Origin of the sequence: Rhodococcus sp. P1Y (genome assembly GCF_003641205.1) — a bacterium.
GTDB lineage: Bacteria > Actinomycetota > Actinomycetes > Mycobacteriales > Mycobacteriaceae > Rhodococcoides.
This window is the reverse complement of sequence record NZ_CP032762.1, coordinates 1,751,159-1,773,116: the sequence shown is the minus strand read 5'-3', so window position 1 is coordinate 1,773,116 and position 21,958 is coordinate 1,751,159. Positions and strand designations below refer to the sequence as shown.

17 protein-coding genes and 1 pseudogene are annotated in these 21,958 nt (G+C 61.5%); 12 read left to right on the top strand and 6 right to left on the bottom strand.

Annotated elements, in window-relative coordinates:
• The first annotated feature begins 8 nt into the window (after window positions 1-8).
• From D8W71_RS08310 to D8W71_RS08285, 6 genes are all read left to right on the top strand, one after another.
• Window positions 9-1,259 carry an MCE family protein gene (locus tag D8W71_RS08310; protein WP_121112587.1) on the top strand — a complete coding sequence of 417 codons (1,251 nt, stop codon included), beginning with the start codon at window positions 9-11 and terminating at the stop codon, window positions 1,257-1,259.
• 105 nt (window positions 1,260-1,364) lie between these two features.
• A complete protein-coding gene (locus D8W71_RS08305) occupies window positions 1,365-2,198 on the top strand; it encodes an alpha/beta fold hydrolase (RefSeq protein WP_121112585.1) in 834 nt (277 codons plus the stop codon).
• Between the two features lie 169 nt (window positions 2,199-2,367).
• Entirely contained in the window at window positions 2,368-3,201 is an 834-nt protein-coding gene (locus D8W71_RS08300; RefSeq protein ID WP_121112583.1) for an NmrA/HSCARG family protein, read from the top strand.
• Entirely contained in the window at window positions 3,198-4,832 is a 1,635-nt protein-coding gene (locus D8W71_RS08295; RefSeq protein ID WP_121118811.1) for an MFS transporter, read from the top strand. The genes D8W71_RS08300 and D8W71_RS08295 overlap by 4 nt, the downstream gene beginning before the upstream one ends.
• Entirely contained in the window at window positions 4,829-5,227 is a 399-nt protein-coding gene (locus D8W71_RS08290; RefSeq protein ID WP_161965426.1) for a VOC family protein, read from the top strand. The genes D8W71_RS08295 and D8W71_RS08290 overlap by 4 nt, the downstream gene beginning before the upstream one ends.
• A 71-nt stretch (window positions 5,228-5,298) precedes the next feature.
• A complete protein-coding gene (locus D8W71_RS08285) occupies window positions 5,299-5,787 on the top strand; it encodes an FUSC family protein (RefSeq protein WP_161965425.1) in 489 nt (162 codons plus the stop codon).
• Window positions 5,788-5,961: 174 nt separating this feature from the next.
• Here the strand turns inward: D8W71_RS08285 and D8W71_RS27890 are convergent.
• The 4 genes and pseudogenes from D8W71_RS27890 to D8W71_RS08265 all read right to left on the bottom strand — a co-directional run.
• A pseudogene (locus D8W71_RS27890) lies at window positions 5,962-6,240 on the bottom strand (DeoR/GlpR family DNA-binding transcription regulator); the annotation flags it as partial.
• Window positions 6,241-6,608: 368 nt separating this feature from the next.
• Window positions 6,609-8,873 carry a glycoside hydrolase family 3 C-terminal domain-containing protein gene (locus D8W71_RS08275; RefSeq protein WP_236077791.1) on the bottom strand — a complete coding sequence of 755 codons (2,265 nt, stop codon included), beginning with the start codon at window positions 8,871-8,873 and terminating at the stop codon, window positions 6,609-6,611.
• Complete coding sequence (locus D8W71_RS08270; protein ID WP_121112577.1) at window positions 8,870-11,359, bottom strand: family 78 glycoside hydrolase catalytic domain; 2,490 nt, start codon at window positions 11,357-11,359, stop codon at window positions 8,870-8,872. The genes D8W71_RS08275 and D8W71_RS08270 overlap by 4 nt, the downstream gene beginning before the upstream one ends.
• A 57-nt stretch (window positions 11,360-11,416) precedes the next feature.
• Window positions 11,417-12,730 (bottom strand): MFS transporter, encoded by a 1,314-nt coding sequence (locus D8W71_RS08265; RefSeq protein WP_121112575.1) that lies wholly within the window; start codon window positions 12,728-12,730, stop codon window positions 11,417-11,419.
• Between the two features lie 136 nt (window positions 12,731-12,866).
• Between D8W71_RS08265 and D8W71_RS08260 the strand changes: the two genes are divergently transcribed.
• On the top strand, window positions 12,867-13,895 hold the full coding sequence (locus D8W71_RS08260; RefSeq protein WP_121112573.1) for a LacI family DNA-binding transcriptional regulator: 1,029 nt from the start codon (window positions 12,867-12,869) through the stop codon (window positions 13,893-13,895).
• A gap of 48 nt (window positions 13,896-13,943) precedes the next feature.
• On the opposite strand, the gene D8W71_RS08255 is transcribed toward D8W71_RS08260, so the two are convergent.
• Complete coding sequence (locus D8W71_RS08255) at window positions 13,944-14,522, bottom strand: TetR/AcrR family transcriptional regulator (protein ID WP_121112571.1); 579 nt, start codon at window positions 14,520-14,522, stop codon at window positions 13,944-13,946.
• Between the two features lie 74 nt (window positions 14,523-14,596).
• Window positions 14,597-15,916: an MFS transporter gene (locus D8W71_RS08250; RefSeq protein ID WP_121112569.1), complete on the bottom strand. Its 1,320-nt coding sequence runs from the start codon at window positions 15,914-15,916 to the stop codon at window positions 14,597-14,599.
• A gap of 243 nt (window positions 15,917-16,159) precedes the next feature.
• On the opposite strand from D8W71_RS08250, the gene D8W71_RS08245 reads away from it, so the two are divergent.
• The 5 genes from D8W71_RS08245 to D8W71_RS08225 are packed head-to-tail and all read left to right on the top strand — an operon-like array spanning window position 16,160 to window position 21,932.
• Window positions 16,160-17,254: a phosphotransferase family protein gene (locus D8W71_RS08245; RefSeq protein WP_121112567.1), complete on the top strand. Its 1,095-nt coding sequence runs from the start codon at window positions 16,160-16,162 to the stop codon at window positions 17,252-17,254.
• Between the two features lie 35 nt (window positions 17,255-17,289).
• Window positions 17,290-18,519, top strand: coding sequence for an acyl-CoA dehydrogenase family protein (locus D8W71_RS08240; protein WP_121112565.1), 1,230 nt, complete (start codon window positions 17,290-17,292; stop codon window positions 18,517-18,519).
• The gene (locus tag D8W71_RS08235) at window positions 18,516-19,313 is read left to right on the top strand and encodes an enoyl-CoA hydratase/isomerase family protein (protein WP_121112563.1); all 798 of its coding nucleotides are present in this window, start codon (window positions 18,516-18,518) and stop codon (window positions 19,311-19,313) included. The genes D8W71_RS08240 and D8W71_RS08235 overlap by 4 nt, the downstream gene beginning before the upstream one ends.
• Window positions 19,310-20,335 (top strand): NAD(P)H-dependent flavin oxidoreductase, encoded by a 1,026-nt coding sequence (locus tag D8W71_RS08230; RefSeq protein WP_121112561.1) that lies wholly within the window; start codon window positions 19,310-19,312, stop codon window positions 20,333-20,335. Before D8W71_RS08235 ends, D8W71_RS08230 begins: the two co-directional genes overlap by 4 nt.
• 10 nt (window positions 20,336-20,345) lie before the next feature.
• Complete coding sequence (locus D8W71_RS08225; protein ID WP_121118807.1) at window positions 20,346-21,932, top strand: fatty acyl-CoA synthetase; 1,587 nt, start codon at window positions 20,346-20,348, stop codon at window positions 21,930-21,932.
• The last annotated feature ends 26 nt before the right edge of the window (window positions 21,933-21,958 follow it).

Genomic DNA, 21,958 nt, shown 5'->3' with positions numbered 1-21,958 from the left:
ACAAGGCTATGGTCTCGCGACTGCTCAGAGTTCAGCTGCTGATATTTGTCGTCGTTGCGGTAATCGGCACCGTCTTCATCGGAGCAAAATACGTCCGTCTCGACACCCTACTCGGATACGGCCAGTATCGCGTGACCGCTCAATTTGCCGACTCAGGAGGTATTTTCACCAACGCCGAGGTCACTTACCGAGGGGTGCCGGTCGGGACCGTCGGCGCTTTGTCGTTGACCCGCAACGGTATCGGCGTGGAACTTCTGCTCGATACATCAGGCCCGGGCATCCCGACCTCAGCGCTGGCAGTCGTAGCGAACCGCTCGGCCATCGGCGAGCAATACGTCGATCTACAGCCGACCGGCCAAGACGGCCCCTACCTCACCGATGGGTCGGTCATTGTCACTGCCGACACTCGTACGCCGGTCCCGGTCGAGAACGTTTTGGCTAGCACGGATCAGCTCATCAAGACGATCCCACTCGAGAGCCTCACTACAACGGTCAGAGAACTCGGAGCCGCATTCGACGGCAAGGGCGAAGATCTGGAGGTACTCGTGAATTCACTGGGCACTCTGTCCGGGTCAGCCGACGAAGCACTGCCCCAGACACTCGAACTGATCCGTGACAGCCGGACGGTGCTCGACACCCAGTCGCAGCAGTCGTCTGCGATCGGACAGTTCAGCGCAGATCTGAATTCCGTTACGGCGCAGCTGCGCAGCAGCGACCCTGACGTCCGCCGACTGATCGGGACCGGGACTTCGGCGAGCGACCAGACCGGGGCCCTTGTTGCCGAGGGCGGCCCGGCATTGACCACGACCCTGAGCAACATCGATTCGCTCACGTCTCTGTACGCTCCGAAGGCGTTCGCTCTCAGACCCCTACTGATCTTCTTGCCGTCGATAGCGTCGGCAGCACACACTCTCGTCCAGGGCGACGGATCCATCCATCTCAGTTTCGCCGGCTTGGAGGTGAACAATCCGCCGCCGTGCACCATGGGCTACGAGGGGACACAATTCATTCTGGACGCAGAGAAGGCCACGGATCCAAATTTCGATCCCACCGAGGTGGATTACCCGCTCAATTTGGAGGCGAACTGTCTGACGCCCCAGGGCAGCGTCACCGGCGTCCGCAGTGCCAGTCGCATCGTCTATGCCGACCCGCAGACACCACAGCCATGGGACACCAAACCCAAAGTCGATCCGGACAAGCTCAACCTGAACCCCATTGCGACACAACTCGCGCCGCTGATCGGTGTCACACCACGCTGATCAGGTGGTACACAGTTCGGAACGGAGTTTCTGTCCATATCGTGGGCCGAACAGTAGAGGGAGAATCCATGCCGGCGGCAGCGGGCTTCCCTTAGAGTCAGCGCCATGAGCATCGATCGAGTACCGGTATCAGGCGGATCCATCGCTGTGCAAATTCATACCGGGACCACCGAGCCCGTTCTCGTCGTGCATGGGGTCTCCAGCCAGCGCAAACTGTGGGGCTGGCTGCGCGCGGAAGCGCCACACCTGACGCTTGTCGCACCGGATCTACGCGGGCGAGGTGACAGCGTCGATGTCACCGGACCGTCAGCGCTCGCCCAGCACGCCGATGACCTGAAAGCCGTCGTCGATACGTTGGGGCAGGGCGCCGTGCACGTGTGCGGGATGTCGATGGGTGCGTTTGTCGCGGTGGAGTTCGCTGCCCGATACCCGTCCGCTGTGAAAAGTCTCGTTCTCGTCGACGGAGGCGTTCCGGTAGCACCGCCTGCCGGTCTGACTCGAGAGAACGTAGAGGCTGTGTTCGGAGACAAGATTGCTCGAACTCAGCAGCACTGGAACGCTGTCGAGGACTACGTCGACTTCTTGGTGTCGACCTCGTTGCCGCTGCTCGACAGCAGCGACCCGCTGCTACGGACGTACGCCGAACACGATCTGGCCGACGGGTCGGTTCGACTGTCGACCGCAGCGGTCGTCGCCGACGCCACCGACGTGTTCTTCGGCGACTCGCGGTTCGGTGAACTGACGATGCCGATTCGGTTCCTGCACGCACAATGGAGCGTCGGGGCCGACTCCGAGCCGATGTACTCGCCGCAGGTCATCGAAGGGCTCGACCTGACGTCCGTTCGCCCGATGATGGGACTCGATCACGCCGGGACGATCATGACTTCGGCAGGTGCCTCCGCCGTTGGCGCGATGATCGATGATGCCCTGCGCGAATGATGACTGCGCGCGGCAACCCCTCCCGACCAGCCGCCATACCCGCTAGCAGGTAGTCCCTCTACCGACCAACACCGAACGGCACTGGCTGCCAACACCGTTGCGATGGATACCGAACGAGACGAGCATCGTTGTCGTCCTAGTTCGATTCGTCCCAGGGAGGGAAGCCACCGTGAGCAGACCGTATTCGATCGTCGGCGCAACCGGCGGGCAAGGCGGTGCGGTCGTCGATGCGCTCCTGCTCCGCGACATGCCAGTCCGCGCGGTGGTTCGCCGTGAGTCCGCCGGTGCCGAGCGGCTGCGGGCCCGCGGCGCGGAGATCGTCGTCGCCGACATCACCGATCGCACCTCCACCGCCAAGGCGTTCGCGGACTCCGAAGGCGCGTTCGTCATGACGACTCCCTTCGAGGACGGCACCGCAGCCGAGGCCGCGCAGGGGGCCGCGCTGGTCGATGCACTGACCACTGCGCAGGTACCGCATGTCGTGTTCTCGTCGGTCGCGGACGCCGACAAAAACACCGGTATCCCGCACTTCGAGTCGAAGCTCGAGACGGAGAACCTGCTACGCGCGTCAGGTTTGTCGTTCACCATCGTGGGCCCTACGTACTTCTACGACAACCTCCTCGGCGGGTTGGATCGAATCAAGAGTGGACACCTCGACGTACCACTCCCACTCGACACCCCGCTTCAACAGCTGTCGCGACGCGATCTCGGACGCTTCGTAGCGCTCGTCCTGGCCGACCCGACGAACTTCGGATCGCGACGGATAGACCTCGCCTCCGACGCACCGACACTTCGGCAGATGGCCGCATCGCTCAGCGATGTCTTCCATCGACCTGTGCAACCCGTCCCCGGTCGAGCGGAGTCGATCTCATCGCCCGACATGCAGGCGATGTTCCAGTTTCTCACCGACACCGGGTACGACGCCGACATTTCCTCCCTGCGTGAGAACTATCCCGAGGTCGAATGGCAGACCTTCGCCCAGTGGTCGGCAGGAATCTCATGACGACCACCACGCCAACGGCGCCGACCCGCACGTCGGCGTGGGCACCGCTGCGAAACACTATCTACCGGAGCTTGTTCATCGCCCAGTTGGTCACCAACATCGGTAGTTGGATGCAAACGGTCGGAGCACAGTGGTTCCTGGTCGAACGCGAGGCGTCGACGACCGTCATTGCCGCGGTACAGACAGCAAGTTTGCTACCCACGCTGATTCTGGCCCTGCTGGCCGGCGCATTGGCCGACGCTCTGGACCGAAGAATTCTGCTGATCGTGCTCGGGATCGGCTCGGTCCTCACCGGGGCTGTCCTCACCGCGCTTGCCTGGACGGACACGCTGACTCCGTGGGGGCTCCTCGCCAGCACCTTCGTTCTCGGCTGCTGGGCTTCCTTGTCTGCGCCGGCATGGCAGGCAATTCAGCCGGAATTGGTTCCGCGCGAACAAATTCCGGCAGCGTCGGCGTTGGGAAGCGTCACGGTCAACGGGGCACGGGCCATCGGTCCCGCACTGGCCGGCATCCTCGTCGCGGTCGCTGGTCCGACTTTCGTGTTCGCGATCAACGCAATCACCTTCCTCGCCACCCTCGGCGTACTCATCGCCTGGAAGCGCCCCAAGCGAGAGGTCGCAGCCAGGGAGCGCCTCACCGAATCGATCGTCACCGGAGTCCGCTACATCCGATCCGGCCCTGTGGTTCGACGAATCATCCTGCGCTCTGCCCTGTTCGCATTCCCCGCATCTGCACTATGGGCGCTTCTGCCGTCGGCCTCGTCGTCCGTTCTCGGATTCGGATCCGTCGGATACGGTGTCCTGCTCGGCATACTCGGTGTCGGCGCCGTGATCGGGGTGGCGGTCACTCCCTGGCTGCGGCGGCGCTTCGGCGCGAACACCCTGCTCGCCGGTTCCGCCATCGGCTACGCGATCGGTGTGGCCGCGGTCGTCTGGCTGCCGGTGTGGCTGGTCTTACCTGCCCTGCTGGTGTCCGGCGTCGCATGGATCACGACGCTCACCGCCCTGAATGCATCCATTCAGCTCTCTCTCGCGTCGTGGGTGCGAGCACGTGGGATGTCGGTCTATCTCTTGGTCTTCATGGGTTCTCAGGCAATCGGTTCACTTGCGTGGGGATGGTTGGCGTCGAAGGTGGGAATTGTCGACGCACTGGCTTTGGCAGCCGCTGCACTCGTCGTCGTCGCGGCGAGTGTGTTCGTACTGCCGCTACGGCCTGAGACCGGCGTTCTCGATCGCACGGTCTCGACGGCGTGGCCCACCCCGACCGTCGTGTTCGAGCCGGTTCCCGACGACGGACCCGTCCGGGTGACGGTCACCTACCCCGTCGACGACGCGAACAGGGCCGACTTCGTTTCGGCGATGGTGGCGGTCGGTAAGGCCCGGAAACGGACGGGGGCGTTCACCTGGAGCCTCTTCCGAAGCCTCGACGACGACACGATGGTGGAGCAGTTCAGTGTGCCGTCCTGGAGCCAGTACGAGCGGCAGCGTAATGAGCGGTGGATGGGGTCCGACCACGACGCCGTGGACAGCGCGCTGCAGTTCGTGAAAGGCAACGCACCCGGTTCCGAGAAGCACGACATCGCAATTGCACTGCACGCCCGAAAGTCCGAACCACGAACGGAGAAGCCGTGAACAACGGTATACAGCGAGTCGGAAACGTCTTCTATTTCGCGGACGATCTGACTGCGGCCATCGACTGGTACACCACGTTGCTCGGCACCACTCCGGTGGATGTTCACCGACAGCTGGCCGCTTTCGATGTCGCCGGAACGCGATTGACCGTACACATCAGCGACGAGTACAACCGACCGGCCTTCACAGCGGGCGCTGTGTCCTACTGGGATGTAGACGATCTCGACTGGGTGGTAGGCGACTGCGTTCGTCGAGGCGGCGAAATACACCGCGGACCCAAGAAGGTCTTCACCGGCGAAACGCTCTGCCAGGTGCTCGACCCATTCGGAAACCTGATCGGATTTCGGGAGCCACCGCAGGTGAGCACCGTCGAACCGTCGGCGCCGGGTGACTAGCAACGATGAGTCGCCAACCGCACAGCGTTCGTGTTCCGAAAGCTCCTACTCGACATGACGTTGCCTGCTCGGTGGTGCTCGCAATCGCCTGTACCGTCACCTATCTGGTCCTGGTCGACGGAGTCGGCCCGATCCTTTCGGAGACAAGGGAGTCCAGAGAGATCGGTGCGATGTGGGCCGTCGTATCCACGATCTTCGTGTTTCGGGTGAGCGTGAGCGAAGGACTGGGCGACGCTCGAACCAGGTTGTCCGCGACGGTCATGAGTCTGGTTGTCTGCCTTGTATACCTGTTGATTTTCCCGGTTACCGCCATCGGAATCGGCGTGGTGATCGGAGTGGGAAGCCTGCTGGCCGCGGCGCTCGGTCGTCCGCAGGATGCGGTGCTCACCGGGATCACCTCGACCGTGGTTCTGGTCGTCGCGGACCTCGGCAGTTCGTCGGCTCGGTGGGTGCAGCCGGTACTGCGCCTTCTGGACACAGGGGTTGGTATCGCAGTGGGCCTGGTGGCAGCAGCCCTCGCGGCGTGGGTGAACAAACTCCTGCACCAGCGGGCAAACTAGATTGCCAGCTACGCGAGAACGACCTCGACACCACTGTTCCGGAACTCGTCGCATTGTTTCTGGGTTGCGTCGAAATCGGTGATGAGGGTGGTGCCCGGCGGAATCGGGGCCCACGCGTGAAACGGCGTTTGCTCCGAGGAAGGCCCGGTCGAAGGACACTCGACGCAGTGACGCCTCGGCCAGTGGACCGACAATGCCTTGGCTCAAGTGCCGCAGGGTGCCACCGATGCATTCGACGTGCATCTCGTCGGCGTCGGCGTCGGCCAACGCCTCCAGCGCCGTCAATCCCGCTGCGATGACGGTGAGATCGACGGCGTCGCGCAAGTACTCCGCCATGGCACCGACCGTCGTGCCGGCGTCCAGAAGGACTTTCTCCCCAGGCTGGACGTACTCCGCGGCCTTGGCGGCGATGAGTCGTTGGGCCTCGTACCCTTCGAGCGAGCGCTGCTTCACCGACGCTTCGTGGCGGCTGCCGATGGCAATGGCTCCGCCATAGGTGCGGGCCAGCAGACCCTGCTTGGTGAGGTGATCGAGATCGCCTGATGGTCGAGGCCGTCACCTGAATCAGTGACGAGAGCTCATCCACGCTGGTGAGGCCGGTCCCACGGTCCGATGCGCTCGCAACTACGCATCGGACCCGACCCCGCCGAGGCCAACCGCGACACCGTCGTACTCGCCATGATCGAAACACCACGGGCCTAGCCGATGCCGAAGAGATCTGCGCGGTTCCGGGCCTGGACGGCGTGTACGTCCCAGTATCGGCCGAGCACCTGGCGGCGGCGCGGGCGTAGGCGCACACCTCGTGCGCGAATCGTTCCCGGTTACGTCTCCTGACCAGCTGCGGTCAGCAGATCGTCGAGTGCGCCGTGTGACAAGTCGACTCCAGGAAAGCGAGCGAACTGACCCATCGACATGGACTCGACCATCTTGAGCATGGTTGAGTTCTCACTCGAATCACCTCGTTGGGCGTCGGGCATCTTCGCTGCCATCACGTCCAGGAGCAGTGGGCCGACTACCGGGTGCTCGAACCACTTCTTGACAGTCGAGTCGAGGGTCAAGTCCGACGGGCCCTCGACGTCGCCGTCGAGCCGAAACTGCAGTGTGTAAGCAATGTCGGATGCCGAACGGGCGAGCTGTAATTCGTATGTGCCGGGATCCACCCACCATCGCGATCCCGACGCATCCCAATGTGCAAATACCCGGCGGTCGAGGTCGAACGACAGCGTTCTCGACTCACCCGGTCGAAGCGCAACTTTGTCGAAGGCCGCGAGTTCGCGGATGGGCCTCCGAACATCCGATGGTGCGGGGGCGATGTACAACTGGACAACCTCGGAGCCAACCAGCTGCCCGTCGTTTCGTACGGTGACTCGCGCTGTAGCAGCGTCACTTGCGGTCACCACGATGTCCGGATCGCTGTAGACGAAGGTCGTGTAGCTCAACCCATGACCGAAGGGATAACGCACCTCCCGATTCGTGCTCGTGTAGTAGCGGTAGCCCACGAAGACACTCTCGCCGTACCGCACGACTTCCTGCTCCCCCGGAAAATTGAGGAATGCCGGCGTATCGGACAGGGCCATCGGAATTGTCTCGGCAAGCCGTCCAGAAGGGTTCACCGTGCCGGTGAGCACGTCGGCGATCGCACTTCCCACGGCTTGCCCCAGAGCCCAACCCTCCACGATCGCATCCACCTGGTCGTGCCAGGGTTCGAGCGACACGACGCCACCGTTCGACAGTACGACGACCGTGCGGGCTGCGACTTTCGCGACGGCGTCGATCAACGCGAGGTGAGATGCGGGCAGGTCCAAATGCTCGCGATCGAATCCCTCGGACTGATCCTCCTCGTACAGGCCTACGAAGATCACCGCTACATCTGCCGAAGACGCTGCTTCGCAGGCGGATTCGATCAATTCCTTTGCCGCAGTGACATTGCCGGTCCTGGAGTACCCGGCGCTGTACACGACACGCTCGGCGCCCAACGCGTCTCGAATTTCGTCGAGCGGAAGGTCGACCCTCGTCGGATTGACGTGCGAGCTGCCGCCCCCTTGAAATTGCGGATCCACTGCCAGTTCGCCCAGGACGGCAATCTTCTGACCCCGGCGTAGAGGCAGAGTGTCGGCCTCGTTTCGGAGAAGAACAATCGACTCACCGGCAGCCTTTCGGGCAAGCAGGTGGTGCGCTTCGACGTCCGAGGACCGGTCGTAGTCTGTAGTGATCGCAGTTCGATCAGCAAGGCGGCGAAGCCGGCCGACACTGGTAGCCAAGAGCTTCTCGTCCAAGCTGCCCGCCATGACCGCTGCAACCAGAGCATCTGGTCCCTCGTCACCGGAGCCTGGCATCTCGAGGTCCAGCCCCGCCGTGAGCGCCGCGACGCGATCTTTGATCGCACCCCAGTCCGACACCACAAGACCGTCGAAACCCCATTCGTCGCGAAGGATTTCGGTCAGTAGCCACCGGTTTTCCGAGCAGAACTCGCCGTTGATCGCGTTGTATGCACTCATCACCGACGTCGGCGACGCGTTCTTGACGACGTACTCGAAAGCAGAGAGATAGATCTCTCGTAGCGCGCGTTCGTCCACTACCGCATTCACACGCATTCGATCGGTCTCTTGGCTGTTGACGGCGAAGTGTTTGACCGAGGTTCCGACGCCGGTGCCCTGCACGCCTCGTACGAATGCGACGGCAAGCTCACCGGTGAGACGAGGATCTTCGGAGTAGTACTCGAACGTTCGTCCGCCGAGCGGTGAGCGTTTGATGTTGATCGCCGGCCCGAGTAGTACATCGACGCCGAGGGAGCGCGCCTCCCGCCCGAGCGCCTTGCCTACCTCGCACATCAAATCCGGATCCCAACTCGAAGCCAAACCGGCACCAGGGGGGAAACACGTCGCCGGTTGACTGTGGTTGAACCCTAGGTGGTCGGCCTCACCACCTTGCATTCGGACGCCGTGCGGACCGTCGGCCATGACGATCGAACGTATTCCGGCCCCCTCCACGGACGACCAGAAGTCTCGGCCCGACAACAGGGCGGCGTGTTGGCGAACCTGCATGGAGGTAGTCGAGTCCAGTTGTCGGCTGACGTGATCGGTCATTGCGTTCCTTCTTCGGATCGGTTCGGCTGCAGGGCGTTTTCGAGGTCGGCATGCAGTTCGTCGGAGGCGCCGGGGATGTGATGGAGCACTACGTTCAGGCTCATTGCTGCCGCTTCGGGGGCGGTCCCGTCGATGGGGATGCCCGGCAAGTGTTTGCCGAATACTTCGGTGATGCGCTGCCAAACGATGGGATCAGCGGCAAGTACGTTCAAGTTGGTATGCATGGTGTGGTCGGGAACGGCGATCGGTCGTTCGTACCGCCAAGAGTGGTCGCCTGATCCCACCACAATCTGTGTCGCGTCCGGATGCAACGGAAGCGTGACCTCAGCGTCGATACCCGTCGGCACGCTGACATCGAGGCGCACACTCGATCCCTCCACTTGCCAGCTGACAGCAATATTGCCGTACACCGTCCGATGCCGGGTGGATGCCGACGTCAAGCCCGCACCAGGTTGCGGTGCGATTCGTACACGACGGTAGCCAGGTTCTATCGGTTCGATCCCGCCGACTACACGGTGCAACCACGACGCAATCGCACCAAGCGCGTAGTGGTTCAGAGAAGTCATGCCAGACGGATTGATGGATCCGTCGGGTCGAATCGAGTCCCACCGTTCCCAGATCGTCGTAGCGCCCATTGTCACTGGATAGAGGAACGACGGGCACCGTGTCTCCATCAGCATCGCGTAGGCCTCGACGGTGTGACCGGTGCTCGACAACGCATCGGCTACGAGAGGCGTACCCGCAAATCCGGTCGAGATCATGAAGCCGTTCTCGGCAACGAGCGATGCGAGTCGATTGCCTGCGTGACTACGCTGTTCGTGCTCGAGAATGCCGAAGGCGATAGCGAGGGCGTAGGCGGTCGCCGATTCGTTCACGATGCGTCCGGCCTCGGTGACGTACTCCCGTCGAAATGCAGCACGGACCCGATCGGAGAGTGCTGCATACCGGACGGCATCGTCGTCGTTCCCGACTAGCTCTGCAGTGCGCGCCAATTCGCGCGTAGTCTTACACAGATACGCAGTTGCCACCAGATGGCGGTCTGTCTTGCCGCCCGCGGGATTGTCGATCGGTGCATCGGGGTCGAGCCAGTCACCGAACTGAAAACCGCGGGACCACAGTCCATGCTCATCCAAAAGCGGTTCGACACTGTCGATGAATGCGGTCATCGACGGATAGGCACGTCGGAGAATCTCGAGTTCTCCGTACTCCTGGTACAGAACCCACGGCAGGCTGACGGCGACGTCGGACCACAGCGCGGTGGGTGTGGACGGTGTAGACAGCACATCCGGCACTACCCACGGGACGTACCCCTTGTCCTGCTGCTCAGCTGCAAGATCTGCGAGCCACGAGCCTAGAACTCCGCGAACGTCGAACAGGTAAGCCGCGGTCGGAGCAAATGCATTGATGTCACCGGTCCAGCCGAGCCGTTCGTCGCGTTGCGGGCAGTCGGTCGGCACACCGACGAAGTTGTCACGCATCGACCACACCACATTCTCGTGCAACCGATTCACCAGCTCGTTCGAGGTCTCGAACCAACCTGTCCGTGTCATGTCACTGTGCACAACGATTGCGCGAAGGTCGTCGGCGCACAGGTTGCCAGGCCAACCGTCGACTTCGAGATAGCGGAACCCGTGGAACGTGAAGCGGGGTTCGAACGTCTCCTTGCCCTTGCCTCGCGCAATGAACACATCGGTGGCCTTGGCGGTCCTGACTGTTTCTACATCGAGTTCACCCGCGGTCAGTAGCTCTGCATGCCGCAGAGTAATGGTCGTACCACGGTCGGCTTCTACGGTGAAACGCACCCAACCCGAGATGTTCTGACCGAAATCCACAATGGACCGCCCGCCCGCGTGCGAGGTCATCGATACCGGAGCAAGCTCCTGAGTACGCCGGATCGGCTCCGCACCGGAGTCCATCAGCGACTCCAGGGGCCAGTCGAATGTTTCGACCGCACCCCATGACGAATCGTCGAAACCAGCAACATCCCAATTTTCGGGTTCGAGTCGTGCGTCGAAAACCTCCCCGTCGTAGATGCTGTTAACGCGCAGTCCGCCAGTGCCGGCGCGAAACGACTCGTCACTCACGACGGCAATGGTGTGGTTCTCGTATTCGAGGACCATCTCGAGATACAGCGCTGGTCGATTGGCATAGTGATTGCGCGCGTTCTCCCAACCCAGCCGACCGATCGCCCAACCCTCCCCTACGATCGCACCGACAACGTTGCGTCCCACGGTCAATTGTCGGGTCACGTCGTGACTGCTGACAGCCAGCCGGTGGCGGTACGATGTCCAACCAGGTACCAGCACCTCGTCACCAATCACTTGTCCGTTCAGATGTGGCTCCACGACCCCGATTGCAGTGACGCGCAACGTTCCTCGAATCAAACCGACGCGCACATCGAACTCGCGGCGGAAATAGCTCGCAGGTGCGTCAGGTTCACCTGTCGACCCAGCTGACGTGATGAAATTGGTAGTACCATCAATCATGAAGACTCCCTGCGTACTTCGCAAAACAACCGAACTTCGTCTGATCCGACCCCGCGCTCATCGAACCGAGCGAATCTGCATCACCGCGAACCCTCCGAGCAATGTCACGCCGGCGGCTACCGTGAACAGCAGCGGGTAGTTCTTGGCATCGCCACTACTTCCGATCGCCAGCAACAGCGGAGCCACAAACGGTCCGACTGCCTGTGGGATCGATGTAGCAAAGCCGGTGATTCCCATGAAACGGCCGGCCTCCAACTCTCGCTCCGGAAGCACGTCGAGCAGCAACGCCTGATCGACGGCCGAGAACATACCGATGCCAAGGGCCGCGATCAATGAACCCACTACGAGGGGAGGCAGCCCGTCCGAGTACGCCTGCGTCAGAACGCCGACTGCGAAAAGAGACGCTCCAACCAGGATGAAAATCTTACGTTGACCGAACTTGTCCGACATGAATCCACCCGAGAGCGCTCCCGCTGTGACCGCGACAATGCTCCCCACGCCGAGCGTTCCCATCACACCTGCAACCTGCCCGAGCGTCATGTCGAGTCGGTCGGCATAAAAGAACGCCGTGAATGTTGTGTTGAAGGCAATGCCGAGGTAGAACAAGAACCTCGCCAGCCAATTCAGCGAGTAATCCGGGTATTGGAGCGGGTTGTAGGTGTACCGCGCAAAGGTGTTGCGAACAGTCAGATTTTCCGGGAAAACAGCGCCTCGGGTGTCATTCTCGTGTACGAACATTACGAAAGCAGCTACGAGCACGACACCGATCGCACCGGGCACAAGGAAGAGCAGTAGCGAGTTGCCTACCAGACCACCCGAGAGGATCACGCCGACAACAGGTGCAACCTGGGTGGCAAACCCGGTCAGTCCCGCCACCTTCCCGCGTTGAGATTCCGGCAGACGGTCCGCTGTCGAAATCTGCAAGTTGGCCAGAGTGGTTCCCCAACCCAATTGAGCCAGAATCCATCCCGTCCCGAGAAGGAACACGGAAGGCGCGAGCGCCATCAGAATGAGAGCCACGATCCCGACGATCACCCCGCCGATCATGAACGGTCGTCGTTTGCCGATCCGAGTGCGGGTGCGATCGCTGAGTGTACCCAGCAGGGGCGCAGCGAGCATGACCGCCAGGGCCCCGCTACCGGTGATGTACCCCAGATACTCTTCTCGACCCGGTGCCAATTCTTGTACGCGGACTGACAGCGAAATCGCCACAGGGGTGATGAAAGCGAGGAAAACTCCGAACTGCCCCAATACCTGCAGCCAGATGTATCGCGAATCGACCTCGGGCAGCGTGCGCTCCCCGTCGAGAGGCAGGGACGCGAGGGTTGTGTCCAAGGACGGCGAGTCCGGGACGCTTCCTGGAACAGTCATATCGACTCCATTGTCGGAAAGGTCGCATTCAGGGCGCCAGTGAGCTAGCGCGTGCTAGTGATCAAGGTGACTGGTATTGTTGATCACTAGCGCGCGCAAGTCAAGGAGAATAACCGAGCAGATACCAAGGGGGATCATGACGACTCGGCCGATCGCACGACGGGTGACAGCGACGGATATCGCGCGGTCGCTGGGGATTTCGCGCGCAACCGTAGGATTTGTCCTGAACAACACCCCTGGTCAAACAATCTCGAGCGCTACCAGAGATCGAGTACGTGCCGAAGCAGCCAGATTGGGGTATCGCCCGCACCTCGCTGCTCGCGCACTCGCAAGCGGACGAACCAACATCGTGTTGATGGTCCTGCCGGACTGGCCGATAGAACACAACCTGCGTGCAAATTTGGACGAGGCAACACAAGCGCTGGACGAGGCGGGATATTCGTTGGTCCCCACAACACCTCATCCAAGCGACCACGCGAGACCGTTGTGGGAGACGCTGCAGCCAGACCTTGTCTTGAGCCTCACACCGCTCTCGGCGGAACTCGAGGCCCAGATCCGCAGCGCCGGAGCACGCCTGTTGAATCCGAAGTTGGCCGATGAGGCGACCCTCGGCATACTCGAAGAGTTCGGCCGAGGTCCCGCCCTGCAAGTTGCTCATCTGATCGAATTGGGCCACAAGAAAATCCGATTCGCATCTACGTCGGATGCGCGGTTGGCGGACCTCACTGCCGATCGAGAGCGAACGGCACGTGAGGCATCGACCGTGTTCGGCGCCGATTTCGACACACAAACAGTCGACCACCACAACATCGGGGCCACACTGCGCACGTGGCACGAAGAGGGGGTCACGGCCGTGGCTGCATACAACGACGACATTGCAGCCCTGGTCGTCAGTGCTGCAGTCAGACAGGGGCTGCCGGTGCCAGGGAGACTCGCCGTCATAGGCCACGACGACTCGCCGCTCGCCCGGCTCACAGTTCCGGCTCTGTCCACAGTTCGCGTCGACACCGGTGGAGTTGGCCGTTACATGGCGGCACTCGCATTGCGGGAGATCGGAGACGTCACCATCGGCATAGCCGAACCGCCGCCCATGCACGCGCCCCAAATCGTAATCCGAGAGTCGACTGTGCCGGTGAAACCGTCCTCGACGGTACCCACCGCCTGACGTGCCCGCGACAGTGAACGGCGGGACGAGCAATCGCCATGCGCCACACTAATGTTGGGCTCGCACCATATCCAGCGCCAGCTCACAGTACCGATCGGCCATTTCCTGCGGTGATACTGGGCCGGAGTCCTTGTACCACATAGAAATCGTGAATCCCATGGTTATAAGTGCACGGGCAGCGTCTTGCGGATGTGGCGTGTCGAATTCGCCGCTGCGGACACCACGGGCAATGATGTCGCGGAAGAGCATCTCCTGCTCGTCTCGGAGTGTGACGACCAATCGGTGGCCCTCGCGGTCCAGGCTGCGGAGCTCACTGGCACCGATAATGCCCTCTTGCCGCCTGGTCGCATGGAAGATCACCCACGCCGTCACCAAAGCGCGCAATCGGTCGACGGAGCCATTGTCTGCCTGCAGCACAGCATTTCGGGTAAGGGAGATTGTCTCCTTCAGAATGGACACCATTATCTCTTGAAGGATTATCTGCTTCGACGCGAAGTGGTGATAAATCGACGCCACCGTCATGTCGGCTCCCTTCGCGATATCCCTCATGGTGGTTCCGAAGTACCCGCGTTCGGTGAACAAACTCATTGCCGACGAGAGAATCGCGTCTCTTCCGTTTACGGCCATCAACTCTCTCCCGAGGTTCGTATTCGGTCGGTGACAGGTACCGACCGAATACGAACCCTATCGGACCGGCGAGATCACCATGTGCGCTGATCCGCGACTCTCGATCGCCGCCGCACACCCATAAGTGCGGCAAGGCCTACCAGCGCGCAAACCATCACGAAGAACGCCGGAGAGAGCACCAACCCCGTGCGGTCGATCAACCAGACTGCTGCCAGAGGTGCTGTACCTCCGGCAATCACCACACCGAGATTCCATCCCATAGCCACACCGGTGAACCGAAGATCTCGCTCGAAGAGCAGAGGCAACAGTGTGTACGCGCCGACTTGAGTCCCCACGGTGTTCACCATGACGAGTAGGTAGGCCACGGCTGCGATGAAGATTCCATGATGCATCACCGACATTGCCGGCAGTGTGAGCGCCAAGAAGCCCACCAGGCTCCACGCCATGAAGCGCATGCGCCCAATTCGATCGGCGATTCGGCCGCCGATAGGCATGGCGAGCGCCACCAGCGCGATGACCCCGAATGCGGTCCAATACGCCGTTGTTCGCGAATATCCCAATTGTGTCGTGAGGTGAATCGACATGTACGTAAGACCGATGTACGCGGTCCCGTTGCATGCCGCGCTGATACCGGTCGCCTGCAGCAACGCCAGGGGCTGACGTCGGAACAATTTGACGATCGGCGCATGATCTTCCTTGACCCCGGGGCCGTGTGCGACGTGGGTTTCCTCTACTCGCGTTCGAGCCCACAAGCAGAAGAGAGTCAACGGGAGCGCCAGCAAGAAGGGAATCCGCCATCCCCAGGACTGCAGTTGCTCGTCGGTGGTCAATGCGCTGGTCAGACCAGCGATGCCGGCAGCAAGGGCGAATCCTCCGGTGGATCCGAGTGGCGTGAACGCTCCATACGTCGCTTTGAGGTGGGCGGGCGCAGATTCGGAGATGAACGTGGCCGAACCACCGACTTCGCCGCCCGCCGAGAACCCCTGCATCAGCCTCACCAACAACAGCAACACACTCGCCCAAATCCCCACTTGCCCGTGCGTCGGCAACAACCCCATGGCCATACTGGCAAATCCCATGCAGATCAACGTGGCCAGCAACGCGGTCTTACGTCCGAACCTGTCGCCCACGTGGCCGAACACCACACCGCCCAGCGGACGCATCAAGTACGCGGTTGCGAATACTGCTAGAGAGGCCAGCAAGGACGTGGTGGGGTCACTACTGGGAAAGAACAAAGGTGCCACGACCACCGCGAGGTAGCCGTAGAGGCTGAAGTCGTAGTACTCGATGAGTGTGCCGACTCCCCCTGCTATGGCCGCTTTCCTCGCCTTGCGGTGGTCTGCCTTCGTCCACGGCGCGTTCGAAGATGTGGTCGCGGTCGTGCGATCGGTCATGGCTGCTCCTCAGCATCGGAAATAGCTTCGTGGGAGATATAGGTCACAGTTTCGATACTGTGCCAGACGAACGTACGATCGGCAAACAATGAAAATCATCCTTTAACCCCGAACCATTGTTCGAGGATGTCCGCCTCTGTACAGGGTCGATTAACGAAGCTCATCACCGGCTTGACTAGTCGAGAGCATTCCATCATGCTCAAGTTAACCGAACGTACGATCGGTTGTCGAGAGGGGCAACATATGAATTACCCACAGGCCGGTGCGCGTGCACCCGTAGCCAATCGCGAGGCCAGCCTCGACGTGCACGCCCTGACTGCGTACTTGCAGAAGGAGCTTCCCAGCGGCGTCGTGGGAGAGTTGACCGCCGAACTTCTGAGTGGTGGACGTTCGAATCCCACCTATCGGTTGGACGATGAGAAGCACTCATGGATCTTGCGCCGTCCACCGTTCGGTACCGTTCTCGACAGCGCTCACGACATGTCCCGCGAGTACCGCGTGATGTCGGCTCTGGCAGATACCGCCATCCCCGTGCCCACGACCGTGTGCATGTGCGAGGACGGCGGCGTGCTGGGTGCACCGTTCTACTTGATGGATCGACTCGACGGGATCACACTGCGTTCCCCCGAGGATGCCGCATCGTTGAGTATCGAACAGCGAGCGTCACTGGGTGCATCTGCCGCACAACTACTTTCGGAACTACACCTCGTCGATACCGACGCCGTCGGACTCGAAAATTTCGGCCGACCGAACGGCTACACCGAACGCCAACTCCGACGGTGGGCGGGGCAATGGGATTCATCGCGGACACCTTTGGTGGAAGATCTGGTCTCCACCGTCGACGACCTGTTCGAAGCCCTCACTCGCTCGCTTCCGCAGACCCGATCCGTCGGTCTCGTGCACGGCGACTTCAAGATCGACAATCTCATGGTCTCTCGCGAGGACCCGGGCAAGGTACTCGGTGTGCTCGACTGGGAGATGTCGACCCTCGGCGACTGCACGGCCGATCTCGCTGTCATGCTGAGTTTCTGGGACCAACCGGGCGAGGAACCGAATCCGATCACCGGTGGGTTGACGGCCCTCCCCGGATTCCCCAGCCGTACGGACATTCTCACCATCTACGGAGCGCACCACGATGTCGACACGGTCTCGTTGGAGTGGTATCTCGTGTTCGCGGATCTGAAGATCGCAATCATCCTCGCGGGCATCCACGCCCGGTACCAAAAGGGTCAGACCGTGGGCGACGGATTCGACGACGTGGGTGCGATGGTCCGTCCTCTGGTCGACCGAGCACAGCATGCCGCCAGAACCTCATCCATAGCGGCATTGCGTTACTGAGTCCGCACTCACCGTGATCCAGAAGGGCACTAACCATGGACTTTGCACACACCGCAAAAGTCGAATCGCTGCGCAAGAACCTGATCCACTTCATGCAGAACTCTGTCATTCCTTCGGAAGTCGCTGCAGCCGAGCATTTCCGGTCGAATTCAGACTACTGGGGGCCTTCCCCAGTCATGGCCCGGCTCAAGCCCGAAGCTCGCGAGATGGGTCTGTGGAACCTGTTTCGTGCAGGTGACGAGAACACGCCAGGCCTGACCAACCTCGAGTACGCACCACTTGCCGAGCTCACCGGATGGAGCCCGCTGATCGCTCCTGAGGCGTTGAACTGCTCGGCACCCGACACGGGAAATATGGAACTATTGAATCGCTTCGGCACCGACGAGCAGAAGTCGACATGGCTCGAGCCCCTGCTGGCTGGAGATATCCGATCATGCTTCTCGATGACCGAACCAGCTGTCGCCAGCTCGGATGCCAACAACGTGTCCACACTGATCGAGGACGCCGGCAGCGATTGGGTCATCACCGGGCGGAAGTGGTGGACAACAGGCGCATTGCGGCCAGAGTGCGCAGTCGACTTGGTCATGGGAGTGACCGACCCGGACGCTCGACAGGGGCGCAGGCACAGCATCGTTCTGGTCCCGATGGATTCGCCAGGCCTGACAGTACTCAGATCGACGTCGGTGCTGGGGTACGACGACCGCCAGGAAGGCGGGCACGGCGAGCTGGTGTTCGACGGCGTCCGAGTTCCAAAAACGAATCTGCTCGGTCCGCGGGGCGAGGGTTTCTCGGTCGCCCAGACCCGGCTTGGGCCTGGACGAATCCATCACTGCATGCGATTGATCGGCATGGCCGAACGTGCGATCGCACTGATGACTCGTCGCGCACAAGAGCGCGTGGCTTTCGGAACGCCTCTTGCAGACAAAGGCGTAGTACAGCAATGGATCGGCGAAGCACGAGTCAATGTCGATGCCGCCAGACTCCTGGTCCTCAGAGCCGCATGGAACATGGACGTCAACGGTGCCAAAGCCGCCCGCCACGACATAGCAGCAGCCAAGATCATGACACCACGCGTTGCTAAGAGCGTGGTCGACAACGCAATACAGCTTTTCGGCGGTGCCGGAGTTTCACAGGACACCACACTTGCCATGATGTATTCGCAAGCCCGCTTCCTGCAAATCGCAGACGGGCCGGACGAGGTGCACAGCCGCTCTCTCGCCCGCACCGAACTTGCTGCCGAGCCCGTGCTGAGCGTCGTCCGATGAAATACAACACGCTGACACTGAGCGAGCCCGCCCCGGGCGTTGTGCTGGCAACACTGAATCGGCCACACCGATCCAACGCGATCACCTTCGAGATGTTCGACGAGTTCGTACGCCTCCAGAGGGAGGTCGATGAGACTCCCGACGCGCGAGTGCTGATCTTGACGGGATCCGGACGTGCTTTCTGCGCCGGCCTTGACCTCGACCACGTCGCGGAACTGTCGGCCATGTCGGCCGAGGAGATGCTCGTCGGCCAAACTCATTGGGCCGCATCGGTTTCTGGATTTCACACCATGGCTACACCGGTCATCGCAGCAGTCAACGGTGCGGCCGCCGGAGCCGGAATGGGGTTGGCCTTGGCTGCCGACATCCGCATCGCCTCGTCAGCCGCTCGATTCAACGCAGCGTTCGTCAAAGTCGGCCTGTCCGGCGGGGACGTCGGAAGCTCCTATCTTCTGCCGCGGATCGTCGGCACCGGACCCGCCACCGAGATCCTGCTGACCGGGAACTTCGTCGACGCGCACCATGCGTATCGCATCGGCTTGGTTACCAGTCTGGTCGAACCAGAGGACCTGCTCGGCCGAGCCCTGGACATCGCGCTCACCATCTGTGCAAACAGCCCGATCGGGATGAGACTGACCAAGGACGTTCTTCGGATCAATGCGACAGCGCCCTCGCTGGACTCCGCTCTTTCGGTCGAAAACCGCAATCAAGTGCTCGCCACCCGCACGAGCGACATGACCGAGGCGTTGAATGCGTTCCGCAACAAGCGTGCACCGGTGTTCACCGGGCGATGACCACCCGAGACAGGAGTGTCGACATTACGATCACTACGGAGTTCACCCGCCTCTTCGGCATCGACCATCCGGTCGTCTGTGGCGGGATGACCGGGGTGGGGACTGCAGACCTGATTTCCGCGGTCGCGAACGCGGGAGCATTGGGATTCATCACTGCTCTGACTCAACCCACGCCCGACGCACTCGCTGCGGAGATAGCGAGGTGCAGAACCATGACGGACCGGCCGTTCGGAGTGAATCTGACGATTCTTCCGTCGCTGGACCCGATACCCTACGCCGCTTACCGCGACGTGATCATCGACTCAGGGGTGAAGATCGTCGAAACCGCCGGCGCGAATCCTGCTGAATACATGCCCGCCTTCAGTGCCGCGGGAGTGAAGGTCATTCACAAAGCTGTGAGCGTGAGGCACGCGATACGCGCCCAGGCGCTGGGAGTCGACGCCGTGAGCATCGACGGATTCGAGTGCGCAGGACATCCAGGCAACGACGACGTCCCTGGTCTGGTGCTCATACCCGTTGCTGCCCAGGCTCTCCAAATACCAGTCATCGCCAGCGGCGGTTTCGCCGACGGTTCCGGCCTCGTGGCCGCTCTCGCTCTAGGTGCTTCTGCGATCAATATGGGCACCAGGTTCGTCGCGACCGACGAGGCTCCGGTTCACGACAACGTCAAAAATCAGATCGTTGCCAACGACGAACGCGCAACACGCATCGTCTTTCGCGAGTTCGGCAACACCGCCCGTGTAGCACGGAACGGAATCTCGGACGAGATCGCGGAAATTTCCGCTCGCGACGGTGCAACTTTTGCAGACGTTGCACACCTTGCTTCCGGAAAGCGGGGTCGTTCCTCCGTTCTCACCGACGGCGACATGGAGGGCGGAATGTGGTGGGCCGGGCAATCTCAAGGGCTGATCGGCGAGGTGGCCTCCTGTGCAGAGGTGATCGATAGGATCATCACCGATGCCGCCCGAATAATCGCCGGCCGGCTCGCTACATCGCTGAAAGGTTCCCATGCACCGGCCTGAGGAAGACACGATGTCGACGGTACGTCGAGCCCGACAGCAGTCGATCGGGGACATCCCACGCAGAACCGCAAGGCGGTTTCCGAACAAGACCGCGATCGTCGACGGTGACACCAGGCTGACCTTCGCGGAATTCGACGAGCGGATCGACCGTGCCGCAGCAGCGCTCACAGAAGAAGGGTTCGGCAAAGGCGATACCCTCGCCCTGCTGAGTCGCAATTGTTGGCAGTTCCCGGTTCTGACGTTCGCGACAGCACGGATCGGGATGGTGTGCGTTCCGATCAACTTCATGCTCAACGACAACGAGATCGCCTACATTCTCGACCACAGCGAGGCAACTACTTTCGTTGTCGGACAGGGACTCACCGATGTCGCCGCCCGCGCGCTCGCATTGTCCAAGGGCCGGGTGCGGCTGACTGCGACAATCGGAAGCACTGACTCCCCTTCGGGCTGGTCGGCGGTAGAGGACTGGATGGACAGTCTTGGCGCAGTACCCGACTTGACTGTCGAGGACGACGATCCGGTTCGGTTGATGTACACCAGTGGCACCGAGTCTCGCCCCAAAGGTGCTGTGCTGTCTTCGCGCTCACTGATGTGGCAGTACATGAGCTGTATCGTCAGTGGAGAGATGAACGCCGAGGACGTCGAAGTTCACGCCCTGCCGCTGTACCACTGCGCTCAGCTGGATAATTTCCTCAGCACCGACATTCTTCTGGGCGCAACGAGCATCATTCTCGACGGGCCGAACATCGAGGCGCTCCTGCACACGATCGAATCCGAGCACGTCACCAATTTGTTCGGTCCTCCCACCGTCTGGATCGACCTTCTTCGTTCACCGTTGTTCGAACGCACAGACCTGTCCTCGCTCCGCAAAGGGTACTACGGTGCCTCGCCGATGCCGGTCGAAATCCTGGCCGAGATGACCAGGCGACTACCCGACGTGTCATTGTGGAACCTCTACGGACAGACGGAGATGGCCTCCGTTGCGACGATCCTCGGACCCGCCGACCAGGTCTCCCATGCCGGGTCAGCGGGCTTACCCGCCCTCAACGTGGAGACGGCGATCGTCGACGAACGCGACCACCCACTCCCCTCCGGTGAGGTCGGCGAAATCGTGCATCGTAGCCCGCAGGCCACCTCGGGCTACTTTCGTGCTCCGGAGAAGACCGCCGAGGCATTTCGCGGTGGCTGGTTCCACTCCGGCGACCTCGGATACCTGGACTCGGATGGATATCTGTTCGTCGTCGACCGAAAAAAAGACATGATCAAGTCGGGCGGCGAGAACGTGGCAACCCGCGAGGTCGAAGAAGTTCTCTATCAGATGGACGCCGTCGCCGAGGCTGCGGTGTTCGGGATCGCTCATCCTCGCTGGATCGAAACCGTCGCTGCGGCGGTGGTGCCGCGCGCGGGACGGGATCTTACCGAATCCATGGTGATCGACTATTGCCGAACTCAGTTGGCAGGGTACAAAGTTCCCAAAATCGTGCACGTCGTCGACGGCTTACCCAAGAATCCGAGCGGCAAGATTCTCAAGCGAACACTTCGCAACGAATTCGGCGCCACCGCGACGTCCTCACCCCACCGCACTGTCGACGGCTGATGTATCTGCACTCGATCGACCCCAAG